Genomic DNA, 16,731 nt, shown 5'->3' with positions numbered 1-16,731 from the left:
GCTCGCAGATCGCCGCGTGAATCGCACCCTCTCCGCCTGCATACTATCTGCATAGTGACATTTTTGTCACCGCGGAATGTCATCGTGGATACGACGACGCAGCTCCCGCTATTTCGCCAGCTAACAAGCCATTTCTCCAAAACCAACAGCCCCCTATGACCGGCCACAAACGCAGTTCCGACTTGCATAGTGACATGCATAGTGACATTTTTGTCACTATGGAATACAGCCGCCCGCTGCCTGACGCCCACACACAGTTTCACCAGGTAACCAGCGTGTTTTCCGGAGCCCACATCCCACAATAGCCCATCACGAACGCTCTCCCCTTCTGCATAGTGACATGCATAGTGACATTTTTGTCGCTACGCACCCGCTCGCGGTCCGACTAAACAACAAAGGATTGCAAGGCAGCATGTACCACCAGCAGAGAGCACCACGCTAGCCGGTAACTCGGCCATAAGACGTTGAGCACTAGAGGAACAGTTGTCAGTACTAAAGAACTCTCCACTCCGGGTTCGCCTTGCTACCCTCGCGACGTATGTACCCTTTCATCGCAAGCGTATTAAGTGCGCGTTGAACCGTGCGTGCAGTCTTGGATATCTTCTCAGCCAACTCCTGTCGCGTCTGCTGGGGGCTTTGCGTAAGGAGTGCCAACACCGCCATCTCTGTGGAGTTCAGAGTCACGTCTATCGCAACACCTGTACCAATACGATCATCAGTTCCACGCATGAGCGCTACCGTAAAACCGACATCAAGATTAGTGAATTCATAAGGCACATCCGCATCATCGCACAGGCTTGCAACACGCTTCAGCCCACTGCCAAATTGTTCAATTTTACGCCCAAGATAAAGAGTTTTTGCGATCAGCGGATTGCGAGGTAACGAAGGTAAAACCCCGTCAATATAACCTTCGGGAGAATGCTGATTTGCAAAGCTGCCCGGACTGAATACCGTAATCCGATCCGAATAGACACAGACTTCGTGACATACTCCGCGGGCGCGATAGTCGGCATGAGCAAAACTGTTCGCGATGATCTCGCGAACTGCGGGTGCGGGAATTTCAGGAACTTCTTCTCGTGAACCACTAAAGATCTCACTGCGCCAACGGATATTGGCGAGTACATATTTTTCTGCAGTTTCAAGCAGTCGATAGATGTTAGAGTCCGCATGCTTGATATCAAGGAACGTGAGCTTTTCTGGAGTAGCGAAAACTGCCATCTTCAGCGAGACCGGCGAACCGCTACCAAAAAGCAGATTTCCAGCATTATTCAAATTCCCATTCACCGTCAAGCCCAGACGGTCAAGTACCCGTTCACTAGGCTCGTCAGATTCTGGCAATCTACCAGCCTTAAGTCCATCCCGAACGAATTGGCGAAAGACCTCTTTGTCGAGTCGATCTACCGACACTCCAGAATCGGCAGCCTCCCACGAAACAACGCTGCTTGCCTTCACGAAAAAATCACGCAAAGCCGCTGGCGTAACAGGACGGTCTTCATCGGCGGTACGCAGGTAATACCTACCCCGCGCCGAGTAGGGGATGTCGTTGCCGTTAACTTCAACCTTCACCACCGAAACACCGTCAAGCACTTCTGTAGTAATGGGGCTGCGGACTGTTTATTGGACATTATCGCTTAAAACCGCTTGACGATGCTCCACAATCGTTAAACCATCGAACTTCAAGGTAATACGCTTCTGGTTATAGAAGAACATATACTCGTCTATCGCCTCGCATAACTCATCGGTTGTAGCCCACTTCTTCCCGTGATAAATCTCGGTTTTCATCCGCCCGAAAAACCCCTCACAAGCAGAATTATCCGGACTACACCCCTTCTTCGACATCGACCGCGTCAACCCGTAACGCCGCGTAAGCTCAATCCAGGACACAGACCGGTAGTGGACTCCCCGATCCGAATGGATCACGAGTGGATGCTCACTCTGGCCGGCTTGTAGCTCGTTTAGACGCTGGTGCGGGAGGGTTGCCAGGGCGTTTTCAAGGGAGGAATCAGCCAACACTGAGGTTGGGTGTAATCCCCTCGTATACGCCACGACTTTCCCGTCATAACAGTCAATAATCGGGGAGAGATAAACCTTCCCGTTAGCTGCGTGGAACTCGCTGATATCCGTGAGCCAAAGCCGTCCGGGCTCATCAGCGTGGAAGTCACGCTCGACTAGGTTTTCCGGTGCCGGGCTGATCTCCCCGCCGTAACTAGAGTACTTCCGGCGTGCTTTGGCATACCTGACCGGGATTTCCTCTTCCCGCATCAAGCGCTGGATGACTTTCTCCGAGACCACATACCCAAGCTTTCTAAGCGCTAAACGGATACGCCGATACCCATACGTATACAAGCCCTCGCGCGCGATCTGAGCGATCAACTCACGCAAGCGAGCATGCTTGTCAGGCCGCTCTAGCTGTTTAGCGGTGTAATAGTACGAGCTTGCCGGCAAATCCAAGGTATCTAAGACCATGGCTAGCGGCGTGGTAGAGCGTAGCTGGTTAGCTACCCGTGTTTTCTCTACCGCTTCACTGCGCCCGCCTGTGCGGGCTTTTCCTTTTTTTGCTAGCTCGAGCTGGGCTTTCAAGACGCGTTTCTGCACGATTAAATCGGCTACAAGAGCACGTAATTCTTCCGGGTCTTGGGGTAGCTGGGCTTCCAGTTGGTGGCGGGTTTTCGCTTTGATCTGGTCGCATTCTTTCTCGTTCATGAGTCCTAGACTGCCTTCCGCATCCCACTTTTTAACCCAAGCATAGATGTTTGTGCAGTTCACGATTCCTAGATCCTGGGCGATAGTGTAGGCGTTTTCCCCGCTGCGGAATCGCTTGCAGGCAGTTACTTTCACGTCCGTTGATATTTTCTGGTTAGGGGCGTGTTTCTTCGGTTTTCTCTGCTCTGGTTTCTCGTTGCTATTCCGGATCCATTTGTAGAGCGTGTCTCGGCCTGGGTAGCCCAGTTTACGGACTGTGGCGGTTACCGATTGCGTGCGTTGGTAGGTGGTGAGGGCTTTACGGATCTGCTCTCTCGTGTACGTACGCTTACTCATTGAACGTTCTCCTTAAAAATCTCTAGGAAACCGTCCGCACCCCCTAACTGCCTGCAAGCGATTCCGCAGCGGGGAAAACGCCTACACTATCGCCCAGGATCTAGGAATCGTGAACTGCACAAACATCTATGCTTGGGTTAAAAAGTGGGATGCGGAAGGCAGTCTAGGACTCATGAACGAGAAAGAATGCGACCAGATCAAAGCGAAAACCCGCCACCAACTGGAAGCCCAGCTACCCCAAGACCCGGAAGAATTACGTGCTCTTGTAGCCGATTTAATCGTGCAGAAACGCGTCTTGAAAGCCCAGCTCGAGCTAGCAAAAAAAGGAAAAGCCCGCACAGGCGGGCGCAGTGAAGCGGTAGAGAAAACACGGGTAGCTAACCAGCTACGCTCTACCACGCCGCTAGCCATGGTCTTAGATACCTTGGATTTGCCGGCAAGCTCGTACTATTACACCGCTAAACAGCTAGAGCGGCCTGACAAGCATGCTCGCTTGCGTGAGTTGATCGCTCAGATCGCGCGCGAGGGCTTGTATACGTATGGGTATCGGCGTATCCGTTTAGCGCTTAGAAAGCTTGGGTATGTGGTCTCGGAGAAAGTCATCCAGCGCTTGATGCGGGAAGAGGAAATCCCGGTCAGGTATGCCAAAGCACGCCGGAAGTACTCTAGTTACGGCGGGGAGATCGAGTGTGTCAAGTTGTTTGTGTGTGAGCATTGTTTATAAATACTTATTAAACCGGTCAGGGTAGGCCACGGACATCTGGTTAATAGCAGTTTTCCAGCCCTGGACCCGAGCACCCTCAACATAATGGCCTACATCCACACTCCCTTTCCTCGATTCCTTCGCAAGCTTGGCAGCCCGCCGATCCTCAATATGACAAATCATCAACCACAACGCCTTGATCGCCGCCTCGTCGTTCGGGAACTGACGCCGGTTACGCGTAGCCTTACGCAACTGGCTGTTAAACGACTCGATAGCATTCGTCGTGTAAATAACCTTGCGCGCTGCCGGCGGGAAGCCCAAGAAAGGCGTGAAACGCTCCCACGCGTCCCTCCAGACCTTCACTGATTGGGGATACTTCAACCCAAGGTCACTTACCGCGAACTCTTCTAAAGCACACCTAGCGGCTTCCTCGCTTGGTGCCGTATACACGGCACGCAACGCCGCCGATACGGCCTTACGGTCCTGGTAGTTCACCCACCGATTCGCTGCCCGAATCAAATGCACGATACAGGTCTGTACCATCGAGTCCGGCCAGGTAGCCTCCACCGCTTGAGGTAAGCCTTTCAGACCGTCACAACACACGATAAACACGTCTTTCACGCCCCGGTTAGCCAGTTGGGCACACACACTCGCCCAGAAAGAAGCGCCTTCCTCACGGGCGATCCACAAGCCCAAAACGTGTTTGACGCCGTCCATGTTCACGCCGATAGCCATATAGGCACTCTTGCCTACCACGCGTCCTCCATCGCGTACTTTGATCCGGATCGCGTCAAGGAAAATCACGGGATAAAACTCGTCTAACTGGCGGTTTTGCCAGGTGAGTACTTCGTCAAGGACCGCGTCAGTGATTGCGCTGATCGTCTCCGGGGATACCTCTAGGCGCAGGGAGGTGGCTAGGTGGTGGTGGATATCGCGTACGCTCATCCCGCCGGCATACAAGCTCACGATCATGTCATCCACGTCTGTCAGGCGCCGCGCGCCTTTAGGGACCATGGTCGGGCGGAACGTGCCGGCCCTGTCACGGGGAATATCCACGGTGATCATCCCGTAGTTCGTGGCCACGGTTTTCGGGTAGCTACCGTTACGGTAGTTCCCCATGCTCTCGGCGCCGGCTTCGGCTTTGGCTTTACGGTCTGAGTGTGCGTAGCCTAAATGGGCATCCATCTCGGCTTGAAGGCCACGCGTGATCGAGGCTTGGAGCATGCCGCGTACCAGGTCGTTAGCGTTAGTAGTAGACGTGGCTAGCTCGCCGATCAGCTCGGCCATTTGCGGGTTAGCCAGGAGTTTCTTCTCGATGGCATCGATACGCTGCTTGTCTTCAGGGTCTTGTTTCACGGTAGTCATTCTGGTTTATCTCCTAGGTGGTTTTCACCCTCACACACAAACCATTAGACACTCTCGGGAGATCAGCCCGGCACCGGAAAACCTAGTCGAGCGTGACTTCCACGCTGATGAGCCCGGACGGCTTTGGCTCACGGATATCAGCGAGTTCCACGCAGCTAACGGGAAGGTTTATCTCTCCCCGATTATTGACTGTTATGACGGGAAAGTCGTGGCGTATACGAGGGGATTACACCCAACCTCAGTGTTGGCTGATTCCTCCCTTGAAAACGCCCTGGCAACCCTCCCGCACCAGCGTCTAAACGAGCTACAAGCCGGCCAGAGTGAGCATCCACTCGTGATCCATTCGGATCGGGGAGTCCACTACCGGTCTGTGTCCTGGATTGAGCTTACGCGGCGTTACGGGTTGACGCGGTCGATGTCGAAGAAGGGGTGTAGTCCGGATAATTCTGCTTGTGAGGGGTTTTTCGGGCGGATGAAAACCGAGATTTATCACGGGAAGAAGTGGGCTACAACCGATGAGTTATGCGAGGCGATAGACGAGTATATGTTCTTCTATAACCAGAAGCGTATTACCTTGAAGTTCGATGGTTTAACGATTGTGGAGCATCGTCAAGCGGTTTTAAGCGATAATGTCCAATAAACAGTCCGCAGCCCCATTTGTGGGATACACCTGCGGTTTAATAGATTCGGCAATCGTGCGAGAGATACTACGCAAGGTGGCTTCGGATACATCTTGACCAATAGCCGTACCGTCGGGTTTGATGCCAAACAAGACCGTACCCAGCCCATGTTTATTCAACATGGCAGCAATCGACACGCAGGCTTCCTTAAGCTCAGACGTAGTCTTTTTGAACTCTAGAGTTTCCGATTCATTACCAAGATTCACCACTAACAACCCCTCCCTTCACCCCGATATTATCGCATACTCTCTGCATAGTGACATTTTTGTCACTATGGAATGTCACTATGGAAACTCTGGTACCGATACACTATTTCACCAGCTAACAAGCCATTTCTCCAAAACTAACAGCTCCCTAAGACCAGCCAAAAACGTCGTTCCAGCTTGCATAGTGACATGCATAGTGACATTTTTGTCACTATGCATGTCACTTAGCTCAGGCGCGGAAGCAGCGGCATACCCTGCCAAATCCCATCCCGCCAGCTGGCGGCGTCGTCGTAAAAAATAAAGGGCCCGGAAAACCGGACCCTCTACGCTTCTCGCAACAGCGAGCGCACCACTTTAGGAATTGGGGCGCTTGCCGTGGTTCGCCTTCTTCTTGCGGCGATCCTTGCGCTTACGACCACGCTGGCTCATGTTCTCTCCTCACGTCACGTTTTCTCAGCTCGTAAACGAGCAACCACATTAGCTTACCAAGGGCGACCGGTCAGGTAAATAAAACCGGCACAATGTGGCGAAACTACCCGAAATCGCGAGTGGTGCGCCGATACACCGAAATCTGCTGGGCGATCCGCACCCGCAGCGTCGCCGGCGCGACCTCCCGGCACGAGGCTCGCAAAATATCACGCACGTGGGTTTCCGCTTCCGCCCGTTCCGTACACCGCGAGCACCCCGAAATATGGGCCTGCAAACGCTCGCTTTGCACCGCGGAAAGCTGGTGATCCAGATACTCGAAAAGATAATCAGTAATATCCCGGCAGGAACACTCGCCCGCGGCGCTATCCAATTCAATCCCGCGGTTCCGGAACGAGTCTTCTACCCCGCGCTGCAACCTATCCTCACCGCTCACTTCTTCTCCTTCTTCCCATAGCCGAGTTCACGCGCGTAATCCGCGAGCAATTCCCGCAGCTGTTTACGCCCGCGATGCAGACGGGACATCACCGTTCCGATCGGCGTTTCCATGATGTCCGCGATCTCCTGGTAGGAGAAGCCTTCAATATCCGCCAGATACACAGCCATGCGGCGGTCTTCCGGCAGCGCGCTCAAAGCATCGCGAATTTCCGATTGCGGCAGATTCTCCAGGGCCTCCGCTTCCGCGGACATCATCCCCGAGGAAGCATGCGAAGCCGCCCGATACTCCTGCCAATCCTCCACCTCCGAGGAGTCAGCCTGCTTGGGCTGGCGCTGCGCCTTGCGGTAATTAGAAATAAAGGTGTTATTGAGGATGCGGTAGAGCCACGCCTTCAAATTCGTGCCCGGCCGGTACTGGTGGAAGGCCGAAAAGGCTTTGGCGTAGGCCTCCTGAACCAAATCTTCGGCGTCGGTGGGATTGCGCGTGAGGCGCATCGCGGCCCCGTATAACTGGTCGAGATACGGAAGAGCATCCCGTTCGAACCGCGCGGCGCGTTCGGCTGCGGTTTCATCGGGGGCGCTTCTCATTAGGTCTGTGCTCATCATGGTCTAGCCTAGTCCGTCTGCTGGACTGACATGGGTATAACGCCCGGAAAACGCGGGTATATTCCCCGATTTAGTGTAACAATATAGGTATGGGTATGATTCGATTCCTCGCGCGGCCCCTGCTTGCCGCGCCCTTTATTGCACAGGGGTTATCCGCGGTACGCCACCCCGAGGACCACCAGGAACGGGCTGAGAACATCGCCGGCCTGGCCGGAATGGCCGGGGTTGATCTCGAATCCGTTGACACCACCACTCTCACCCGCGCGCTGGGCGCCGTCCAGCTCATCGGCGGGGCATTCCTTTCCATCGGCAAATTCCAGCGCCTGTCCGGCGCGGCTCTCGCCCTCACCCAAATCCCGGTGGCCCTGGCCAATCACCCGGTCTGGGCGGCGGAGAAGAGCGAGCGACGCGAGGTGCTGGGCGGGCTGCTCGGCGCGCTCGGGCTGGCCGGCGGCGCCGCCCTGGCATGGACGGATCGCAAAGGCAAGCCTTCCCTGGGGTACCGTGTGTCCGAATGGCGCGATCAGCGCAATGAGCTCGCGGATGTGCGCGCTCAAGCACGCGAACAAATCAGAGAGGCGAAGCGTTCCTAAATGACTGACCTGTGGCCAGCACCGTTCCACCCCTCCCCCGTGCGCGGCAGCGTGGCCGTTCCCGGGTCCAAATCACTCATGGCACGCTTCCTCATCACCGCCGCGCTGGGCGGGCCCGGCACCACGGGCCGAATCCTCGCGCCCCTGCGCGCCCGCGATACCGAGCTCATGGCCCGCGCCCTCGCGAGCATGGGCGTGGGGGTCGCCTGGCAGCGCGGCACCACCGAAGCTGAGGACGTCCTCGATATTTCCCCCGCCCCGCTCCACGGCGCCACCATTGACGCGGGGCTCGCGGGAACGGTCATGCGTTTCGTCCCGCCCGTGGCCGCGTTCGCGCGTGGTGAGGTTGTTATTGATGGCGACGACGCCGCCCGCGTGCGCCCCATGGACCCGGTGGTGCGGGCTCTTCGTGATCTGGGAGTGGAGGTTGATGCCGCCAGCGATAGCGCCGGGCGGGCGGTCCTCCCGGTGCGGGTGCACGGCCAGGGGCGCCTGGCCGGAGGAACCGTGAACATTGACTCCTCCGCCTCCTCGCAATTCATTTCCGCGCTGCTGCTGGCCGGCCCGCGCTGCGAGGGCGGGCTGGTGCTGCGTTCGGTGGGGCCGAAGGTTCCTTCCGCTTTCCACCTGGCCATGACGGTGGACGTGCTGCGCCGGGCCGGTATTCAGGTGGAAGAATTCGCGGCCGGCGGGGCGCCCGCGGATCGCGAACACCCGGCGGTGGAATGGCATGTGCATCCGGGCACCCCGCAGCTGGGAACAGTGGTGCTGGAACCGGATCTTTCCAATGCTTCACCTTTCCTGGCCGCCGCTATGGTGACGGGCGGGACCGTGGAAATTCCGCGATGGCCGGCACACACCACCCAGCCCGGCGCGCAAATCGTCGATATTTTTACGGCCATGGGAGCGCGCGCCCAGCTGCGTGGCGACGGCGTCCTTGAGCTGACCGGGCCGCAGGATATTGCCCCCCTCGATGCCGATCTCAGCGATGTTGGGGAGCTCACGCCCACGATTGCCGCGGTGGCGGCCTTCGCCACCGGCCCGAGCGCGCTGCGCAATATCGGGCAGCTGCGCGGGCATGAAACCAACCGCCTGGCCGCGATCACCGCGGAGCTGAGCGGCGTGGGGATCCCCGCCCGCGAAGAAGGCGATGACATTATCATCACCCCGCCGGCTGGGCAGGGCGCGGCGGCGGGCGGCACGTCGGCAAGCGCACAGCCCGCGGCGCCCGCGCCAAACAACCCGGTTATCCGCAGCTACGAAGACCACCGCATGGCAACCTTCGGGGCGATCCTCGGCCTGCGCATCCCCGGGCTGCGGGTGGAAAATATTGCGACCACCGGGAAAACCATGCCGCGTTTCGCCCAGATGTGGACAGACCTGGTGGGCCGATGAGGGATATCGGCACCGACGATCCCCGCGTGCGAGTGCGGCCCGGAAAGGGCTCGCGGCCGCGCACGAAGATTCGGCCCGATTACTCCGACCGGCCCCTCGGCCAGGTCATCACCATCGATCGCGGGCGCTACACCGTGCTCATGAACGAAGGCACCCGCGTGATTGCGGTCAAAGCGCGGGAATTGGGCCGGGGCGCCGTCGTTGTTGGAGATAAAGTACGCCTGACCGGTGACCTTTCCGGGCGCAAGGACACCCTGGCCCGCATCGTTTTTATCGAGGACCGCAGCTCGCAACTCACGCGTTCCACGGACGAAGGCAACGAACGCGAGCGCACCATCGTGGCGAACGCGGACCAGATGGCGATTGTGGCGGCACTCGCGCAACCCGAACCGCGGCGCGGCATGATTGACCGCTGCCTGGTGGCCGCGCGCGATGCCGGTATGGATCCGCTCCTCATCCTCACCAAAGCGGACTTGGCACGCCCGGACGCCTTGCGTGCGTATTACGAACCGCTCGGGGTCCCGATTCTCGCAACGGCTTTGGGGTACGACGGCGCAGCTCCCGCAGCCGGGGACGCGGCCACGCACTCGGATTCTGACACGGCGCCCGCGCCTGGGGACACGACTCTCACACCCGGGAACGCAACCACGCACTCGGGCTTGGAGGCCGTGCGCGCGGCGCTACGCGGGCGCACCACGGTGCTCGTGGGGCATTCCGGGGTGGGCAAATCCACCCTGCTCAATGCGCTGGTCCCGGCCGCGGCGCGCGAAACCGGGCACGTCAACGAGGTGACCGGAAAGGGCCGGCACACCTCTACCTCCGCTATCGCCTTTCCACTGCCCGGCGGCGGGCAACTCATTGATACGCCGGGGGTGCGCAGCTTTGGGCTGGCCCATCTGGACGCCGCCGATATTCTCCGCGGCTTCCCCGACCTGGAAGAAACCGCGCTGGAATGCCCGCGCGGGTGCAGCCACGAGGCCACCGAACCCGAATGCGCCCTTGATAGCCTCACCGATCCACGCCTGCGCGAGCGGGTGAGTTCATTGCGCCGCGTGCTCGCCTCGCGCGGCTTCGAAGAATGGGAGAAATAAATGGATGCCAGCTCCACTATCGCTTTTCTGCACACCGTTGCGGATGCCGTGGACGCCCTCACCCTGGAGCGTTATGAGCGCCGCCGCCTCACCGTGGATACGAAGCCCGATAATTCGCCGGTATCCGATGCTGATCGGGCGGCCGAGCGGCTCATCCGCGAGTACCTGGAGCGGGATTTCCCCGGGGACGCCGTGTACGGGGAAGAGGAGGGCGGCAGCCTGGAGCACGCCCCGCGGCGCTGGATTATTGACCCGATTGACGGCACCCGCAACTACGTACGCCACAACCCGGTGTGGGCCACGCTTATCGGTGTGGAAGAAAACGGCCAGATGGTGGCCGGTATGGCGTCCGCGCCCGCGCTCGGGCGGCGCTGGTGGGCGAGCCGCGGCGGCGGGGCGTGGCTGAGTGAAAACGGGGGCGAGCCCCAGCGCCTGCGCGTCTCCGATATTGACCGGATGGACCGGGCCGCTTTCGGTTTTTCGTCCCTATCTAGCTGGGACGAAACCGGGCGCATGGCCACCCTCATCGCTTTCGCCCGCGCCACCTGGGGCACCCGCGCCTACGGGGCTTTCTGGCCCTATATGCTACTGGCCGAGGGTGCCTTTGATATCGCCGCGCAGCCGGGCCTGGATGTTTACGATATGGCGGCGCTGGTGCCGATCGTGGAAGAGGCCGGGGGAACCTTCACCTCGCTGGAGGGCAAGCCGGGGCCGTGGTGGGGAAGCGCACTGGTCACCAACGGAAAGTTGCACGCCGCCGCCCAAGCAATTATTAATGAGACACATGTCCAGCCGGGTAGCCGCGACTAGCCGACCGGCTAGCGAGGACGAGACTTACCCGCACAGCCGGGAACAGATCCAACCGGGTAGCCGGAACTAATCGAAGGAGGAGCCGTGGGAAGCAGTGATAAGGCCGAGCCGTTGATCGAGAACGAGGGTCTTCCCGGTAGCGCGCCGGCTAGTGCGCCCACTGGTACACCGGGTAGTGCGCCCACAAACGCGCCGGTCAACGCACCCACGCATGCGCCCGCCAACACGCCCGCGCGCGAGGTCCTCACCTGGGACCGTTTCGGCGAGGTCACCCGCGAACTCGCCCGCGACATCTGGGATTCCGGCTACCGCCCGGAGATTATCGTGAGCGTGGCCCGCGGCGGCCTGCTTCCCGCCGGCGCGATTGCCTACGCTTTAGACCTCAAAAGCATGCTCGTCCTCAACGTCGAGTTTTACACCGGCATCGGGGTCACGCTCAAGGATCCGCGCCTGGTAGAACCTTCCGGTGACGTGCGTGGAATGGCCGGCAAAAAGGTTTTAATTGTCGACGACGTCGCTGACTCAGGGCGGACTTTACGCTTCGTGAAGGAACTCTGCGAAGAGTACGCCACCGAGATTCGCGTGGCGGTCCTCTACGAAAAGTCACGCTCGGTGCTCAAACCCGATTACGCCTATTTGCATACCGACGCATGGATTGCCTTCCCGTGGTCGGATAAGGACCCGGTCAACGGAGGCCAGGCGGAAGCCTAAAGCGGGGTGCGGAGCGCCGGACATTCGCGGGGCAGTGCGTTCGCGGGGCAGTGCGTTCCGCGGGCAGGAACTCCATCGGGCCAAAATTTTTGTCGTAGCCCCACAGTAGGCTGAAGCCATGAAGATCTTGCACACCTCCGATTGGCACCTCGGGCGCACCCTGCACCGGGCGGATCTCACGCCGGCCTTTGAAATGTGGGTGGATCACGTGGTGGATACCGTGCGGGAACGCGGTGTAGATGCCCTTCTGATTAGCGGGGATGTCTATGATCGCAGCGTCCCACCCGCTCCCATGGTTGAGCTTTTTTCGCGCACCCTGCGCCGACTCGCGCAACTCACCACGGTCATTTTGATTTCCGGGAACCATGATTCCCCGCAGCGCCTAGGATTCGGGGCGGAGCTTTTCCAGGAGCATATCGTCATTCGCACCGATCCGCTGCGCTGCGCCCAGCCGGTAGAAGTGCGTGATCGCGCCGGTAATCTTGGCGCACTGGTTTACCCCATTCCCTATTTGGATCCCGATGTGGAACGCCGCCGCCTGGCAGGCGATGCTGCTCATGCTGGTCACGCTGGCGCGGATCACTTGGAAGGTGCGGATAATGCGGATCGTGTCGATCATGTTCATCACGTTGATCACGCTGATCACGTTGATCGCAACGATGGCGCAGAGCTGTTGGAACGCTCGCACACCGCGGTCATGCACGCAGCTTTGGAGCGTATTGCCGCAGATATTCAGCACGGCCCGCACGCTGGCAAGCCGGTGGCACGTATCGCTATGGCACACGCTTTCGTTGCCGGCGGGGCGGCCAGCGAATCCGAACGCGATATTTCGGTGGGCGGGGTGGAAGTTGTTCCCGCCGCGCTTTTCGCCCTGGGAAGCGCAGGGGCAAGCGCCACGGCGGGCCTGAGCTACGTGGCACTGGGCCACCTGCATTCCCCACAGCGGGTGGGCGGTGCGCCAGAACCGGGTACTTCTGAAGCTAGCAGGCTGCCGCCTATGCGGTACTCGGGTTCGCCTATCGCTTTTTCTTTCTCGGAAACCCGGCCCAAATCTTCTGTTCTTCTCACCTTTGAAGGCGGGACCCTGGTGGAAGAAGAACTCATTCCGGCTCCGGTATGGCGCCCCATCGTCACCATCGAAGCACCGCTAGCCGAGGTACTCAGCCCCGCACACCGTGACGATCGGGATAAATTCGCGCGTATTCTGGTAACCGATCCGGCCCGCCCGGCGGATCTCACCACCCGGGTGCGGGCCGCTTTCCCGCACGCTTTGGAAATTCGCCACGTGGTGGATCCGGCCGCCACCCGCCACAGCACAGCGGATACTCGCCGCCTTGATTCCCTGAGCGTGCTACGCCAATTCATGACGGAAAGTGGGCACCGGGATCTCACGGAAGAAGAAAACCAGGTCATGGTGGCGGCATGGGAAGCCGTCCGCACCGGGGAGAAGGAGTAGGGACTCATGCAGCTGCGCCGCTTAGAACTTCAAGGTATCGGCTCCTTCGCGGGGCGGGAAGTTATTGATTTTGACGCCCTGGGAGCTTCCGGGCTTTTCCTGGTGGAAGGGCCCACCGGAGCTGGCAAATCAACCATTATTGACGCCGTCGTTTTCGGGCTTTTCGGTACGGTCGCGGGCGGGAAAGAAAGCTCAACCGAGCGCCTGCGCTCCACGTATGTTGATCCCTCCACCATCAGCTACGCGGACGTTATTTTCACCATCGAAGCGGGCACATTCCGGGTGCGTCGCACCCCTAGCTTCACCAAACCGGGCAATTCCTCCCCCACCGCTGCTACCGCAAAATTATGGAAGCTTTCCGAAACTGCGGTGGACCTCGGAGATATAGATGGCGGTACCCCGATTGCTACCAAAGCCCGCGATGTCGGGGTGTATATCAGCAACCTCCTCGGCCTCAATGCGGAACAGTTCTTGCAAACTATCGTGCTTCCGCAAGGAAAGTTTGCTGAATTTCTGCGGCTGGAAAGCCAGGAGCGCACCAAGCTGCTCACCCAGATTTTCGATACCCGGGTTTTTGGTTCGGTCACCCAGTGGCTCACGGATCACGCCCGCACGGCACGCGGAGCTATCGCAAACGCTCAGGAAACCTTCGTGCGGGCCGTATCGAACACCGCAACAGCCTTGGAGCTCCCCCCTGAGGAAAGTGAGTCCCTCACCGCCGCCGCTCAAGGCGTGGATCTACCAGCTGAAGGCGAAGCGGTTGTTACTGGCCTGGAGCAGGCGCTCGCTACCACCGTTGGGTGTGCTAGCGATGCACTCGCCCAAGCTGAAAAAGCCGAGGCCGCATTAGAGCTGGCTCGCGAAGCCGAAAACGCGCAACGCGCTTTGGCTGCCCGCATTGAACGCCGCCGGGTTCTGCACGCCCGGACCGGCCAGCTCCAGGAACGCGAAGCCGTGATCGCCGTGGATCGTGCACGCCTCGCGGCCCACCGCGCCGCAGCCCCACTCCTGCCACATGTACATGCCCTTGACCGGGCTCGCCAAGAGAGCCGCGACTGTGCCGGCGCCTGCACAGAAGCCCAAGCCCACCTCGTGGCTGTTTTTGCAGAATTCGGCACGGGCACCGGAGGCAAACACGGTCCCGTTACTGATCTCAGCCCTGCCGGGGTGGAATCCGGGCGCCGTCTGGTCACCGAGCTGAGCGAAGCTAGCGGGCGCTTGACCGAATTGGAGCGCTCAGAACAGGAAGTCGAGCGCAAACAACAGGAAGCTGCCCGCGCCACCGAACAGCTCGCCGAGCGCCAGAGCGCGGTGGAAGAGCTGCGTGAGGAAGCCACTACCGCGGCCACTGAACGCGAGGAAGTGGAGGGCAAGCTCGATACTGCCCGCGCCACCGCCAGCGGTGAGGCTGCTGCCGGGCAGCGGGTGCGCAGCGCCACGGAGCTCCTTGAGGTATTGGATCGGGTAGCCACCAGTGAAAACGCGGAAGCAGAAGCCCGTGCCAAGCTTGCAGATGCTCTTGCCCAGGTTCAGGAAAAGGAAAGCTCCGCCAGGAAAATCACCGATGCGTGGGTGCAGTCCACCGCGGGTGAATTAGCAGGGCAGCTACGTGAAAATGAGCCCTGCCCGGTGTGCGGATCCTGTACCCACCCGGCGCCCGCCCCGCCGGAAGCTGTGCGTGCCACTGCGGCGCAGGTGAAGGCCGCCCAGGCGGCTGCCAGCACCGCCCGCGAGCACTACAGCACCTGCCTAGCTCATGTGGAGAAAATAAAAGCCCAGCTTGTTGAGCAACGGGCCGTGGCCGGGGATGCCACCACGGAAGCGGCCAGTACGGAATTAGCTGCTGCCCGCGCTGATTTGAGTGCGGCACAGCAGGCAGCTTTGCGCGTAACAAACTTGGAGAAGCGGCTCGCGCAACTTGCCGAGAAAGCCCGCACGCGGGAAACCGCCCTGGAACAATTGCGCACCGAAGTGGCGCAATTAGAGGCTGAAAACACCTCTCTTGCACGTGAGATCAGTACCCAGCTCACCCGCCTCAGTGCGGAGTACGCCGGCTTTTCTTCTATCGCAGCGCGCCGCACGGCTCTTGATGAACTACGCGAAGCCCAGGATGCCTGGAACACCGCCGCGAGTGGGGTGCTCGCTGCGCGCGAAGATGAACAGGCTCGCGGTGAAGAGCTCGCGGCAGCGCTGGCCGGCACTGAGTTCGCGGATGCCCAGGCAGTGGATGCTGCCGTGCTCAGCAAAGTGGAAGAGGCACAGCTCCAGGATTCCATCACTGCTTTTGATGAGGAATGCCGCGATGTGAAGCGCGAACTTGCAGAACCGGAACTCGCGGAACTTCCCGAAGATGCTCAGGCTGATGTCGCGAGGGCGGAGGAAGCCAGCGCGCTGGCACGCCACGCCGCTCAAGAAGCACGGGCGCAGGCTACGAGGGCGGAGAACCAGGCCCGCTCCGGCGGGGAACGCTTGCGCACCGCACAGCGGGATCTCCAGGCATGGCGGGAAGTTCGTGAGCATTCCGGAGCGGTTGTGCGTTTAGCTTCCCTGGCTACCGCGGGCCCCGAATCGGTAACGAAGGTTCCCTTGGAAACCTTCGTGCTGCAACACCGTTTCGAGCAGGTTGTTGATGTTGCTAATGAGCAGCTCGCGGATATTTCCCTCGGGCGTTTTGAACTCATCCGGACAGACGAAAAGGAGAAGGGCAGTCACCAGTCGAAAACTGGCCTCGGCTTGGCTGTTATCGACCACGCCGGTCCCGAACCGGTCCAACGTTCCGTTCGCACGCTCTCGGGTGGGGAAACATTCTATGTATCTATCTCCCTGGCACTCGCTTTAGCGGAAGTAGTGCGCGCGGAAAATGGAGGGATTCACCTCGATACCCTCCTCATTGACGAAGGCTTCGGCTCGCTGTCGGATGGAGCGCTTGATCAGGTCATGGGAGTGCTGCATGGTCTCGGGAAAAACGGGCGCACCGTAGGTGTTGTCTCCCACGTCTCGGAAATGAAACAGATGATTAGCGAACGCATCTCAGTTATCCCGCGGGACGACGGCACCTCGCATATCCGCGTGACTGCCTAAGTTTTCTGGGTAAATCCACCGTTTAGAGCCGTGGATTGAATGTATTTCTACATGGATGAGGGGCTGGCAGACTGTCCTTGTGAAGGTTCGTCTGCCAGCCCCTCTCTTGCGTTACGCGATCAGTTCAGCAC

General features: G+C 59.5%; 16 protein-coding genes. 9 read left to right on the top strand and 7 right to left on the bottom strand.

Annotation, left to right across the window (positions count from 1 at the left end):
* Window positions 1-492 precede the first annotated feature (492 nt).
* Both CYJ17_RS03935 and CYJ17_RS03930 read right to left on the bottom strand, forming a co-directional pair.
* The gene (locus CYJ17_RS03935; protein ID WP_145989826.1) at window positions 493-1,587 is read right to left on the bottom strand and encodes an ATP-binding protein; all 1,095 of its coding nucleotides are present in this window, start codon (window positions 1,585-1,587) and stop codon (window positions 493-495) included.
* Window positions 1,588-1,614: 27 nt separating this feature from the next.
* Window positions 1,615-3,039 (bottom strand): IS3 family transposase, encoded by a 1,425-nt coding sequence (locus CYJ17_RS03930; RefSeq protein WP_087069845.1) that lies wholly within the window; start codon window positions 3,037-3,039, stop codon window positions 1,615-1,617.
* A 109-nt stretch (window positions 3,040-3,148) separates the two neighbouring features.
* On the opposite strand from CYJ17_RS03930, the gene CYJ17_RS03925 reads away from it, so the two are divergent.
* Window positions 3,149-3,763, top strand: a complete 615-nt coding sequence (locus CYJ17_RS03925) for an IS3 family transposase (protein WP_286049033.1) — start codon at window positions 3,149-3,151, stop codon at window positions 3,761-3,763.
* Here CYJ17_RS03925 and CYJ17_RS03920 read toward each other — a convergent pair.
* A complete protein-coding gene (locus CYJ17_RS03920; protein ID WP_087070464.1) occupies window positions 3,758-5,107 on the bottom strand; it encodes an IS256 family transposase in 1,350 nt (449 codons plus the stop codon). The genes CYJ17_RS03925 and CYJ17_RS03920 overlap by 6 nt on opposite strands.
* On the opposite strand from CYJ17_RS03920, the gene CYJ17_RS03915 reads away from it, so the two are divergent.
* A complete protein-coding gene (locus CYJ17_RS03915) occupies window positions 5,076-5,747 on the top strand; it encodes an IS3 family transposase (RefSeq protein ID WP_286049032.1) in 672 nt (223 codons plus the stop codon). The genes CYJ17_RS03920 and CYJ17_RS03915 overlap by 32 nt on opposite strands.
* On the opposite strand, the gene CYJ17_RS03910 is transcribed toward CYJ17_RS03915, so the two are convergent.
* The 4 genes from CYJ17_RS03910 to CYJ17_RS03900 form a co-directional block, all read right to left on the bottom strand.
* Complete coding sequence (locus tag CYJ17_RS03910; protein ID WP_219619196.1) at window positions 5,727-5,996, bottom strand: AlbA family DNA-binding domain-containing protein; 270 nt, start codon at window positions 5,994-5,996, stop codon at window positions 5,727-5,729. The genes CYJ17_RS03915 and CYJ17_RS03910 overlap by 21 nt on opposite strands.
* Window positions 5,997-6,347: 351 nt before the next feature.
* Entirely contained in the window at window positions 6,348-6,422 is a 75-nt protein-coding gene (locus CYJ17_RS09625) for a 50S ribosomal protein bL37 (protein ID WP_096334972.1), read from the bottom strand.
* Between the two features lie 103 nt (window positions 6,423-6,525).
* Entirely contained in the window at window positions 6,526-6,855 is a 330-nt protein-coding gene (gene rsrA, locus CYJ17_RS03905) for a mycothiol system anti-sigma-R factor (RefSeq protein WP_026429087.1), read from the bottom strand.
* A complete protein-coding gene (locus CYJ17_RS03900) occupies window positions 6,852-7,445 on the bottom strand; it encodes a sigma-70 family RNA polymerase sigma factor (RefSeq protein ID WP_307886242.1) in 594 nt (197 codons plus the stop codon). The genes rsrA and CYJ17_RS03900 overlap by 4 nt, the downstream gene beginning before the upstream one ends.
* A gap of 107 nt (window positions 7,446-7,552) precedes the next feature.
* Between CYJ17_RS03900 and CYJ17_RS03895 the strand changes: the two genes are divergently transcribed.
* The 7 genes from CYJ17_RS03895 (at window position 7,553) to CYJ17_RS03865 (ending at window position 16,600) form a co-directional block, all read left to right on the top strand.
* On the top strand, window positions 7,553-8,056 hold the full coding sequence (locus CYJ17_RS03895; RefSeq protein ID WP_234984407.1) for a DoxX family protein: 504 nt from the start codon (window positions 7,553-7,555) through the stop codon (window positions 8,054-8,056).
* Entirely contained in the window at window positions 8,057-9,451 is a 1,395-nt protein-coding gene (gene aroA / locus CYJ17_RS03890; RefSeq protein WP_087069900.1) for a 3-phosphoshikimate 1-carboxyvinyltransferase, read from the top strand.
* The gene (gene rsgA / locus CYJ17_RS03885) at window positions 9,448-10,542 is read left to right on the top strand and encodes a ribosome small subunit-dependent GTPase A (RefSeq protein WP_087069901.1); all 1,095 of its coding nucleotides are present in this window, start codon (window positions 9,448-9,450) and stop codon (window positions 10,540-10,542) included. The genes aroA and rsgA overlap by 4 nt, the downstream gene beginning before the upstream one ends.
* The gene (locus CYJ17_RS03880; protein ID WP_087069902.1) at window positions 10,543-11,352 is read left to right on the top strand and encodes an inositol monophosphatase family protein; all 810 of its coding nucleotides are present in this window, start codon (window positions 10,543-10,545) and stop codon (window positions 11,350-11,352) included.
* An 84-nt stretch (window positions 11,353-11,436) separates the two neighbouring features.
* A complete protein-coding gene (locus CYJ17_RS03875; RefSeq protein WP_087069903.1) occupies window positions 11,437-12,063 on the top strand; it encodes a phosphoribosyltransferase family protein in 627 nt (208 codons plus the stop codon).
* A gap of 118 nt (window positions 12,064-12,181) precedes the next feature.
* Window positions 12,182-13,519 carry an exonuclease SbcCD subunit D gene (locus CYJ17_RS03870; protein ID WP_101595309.1) on the top strand — a complete coding sequence of 446 codons (1,338 nt, stop codon included), beginning with the start codon at window positions 12,182-12,184 and terminating at the stop codon, window positions 13,517-13,519.
* 6 nt (window positions 13,520-13,525) lie between these two features.
* Window positions 13,526-16,600 carry an AAA family ATPase gene (locus CYJ17_RS03865; protein ID WP_087069906.1) on the top strand — a complete coding sequence of 1,025 codons (3,075 nt, stop codon included), beginning with the start codon at window positions 13,526-13,528 and terminating at the stop codon, window positions 16,598-16,600.
* Window positions 16,601-16,731 lie beyond the last annotated feature (131 nt).

The organism is Actinotignum timonense (genome assembly GCF_002860685.3).
Classification (GTDB): Bacteria; Actinomycetota; Actinomycetes; order Actinomycetales; family Actinomycetaceae; genus Actinotignum; species Actinotignum timonense.
This window is presented reverse-complemented; position numbering and strand designations above follow the sequence as displayed.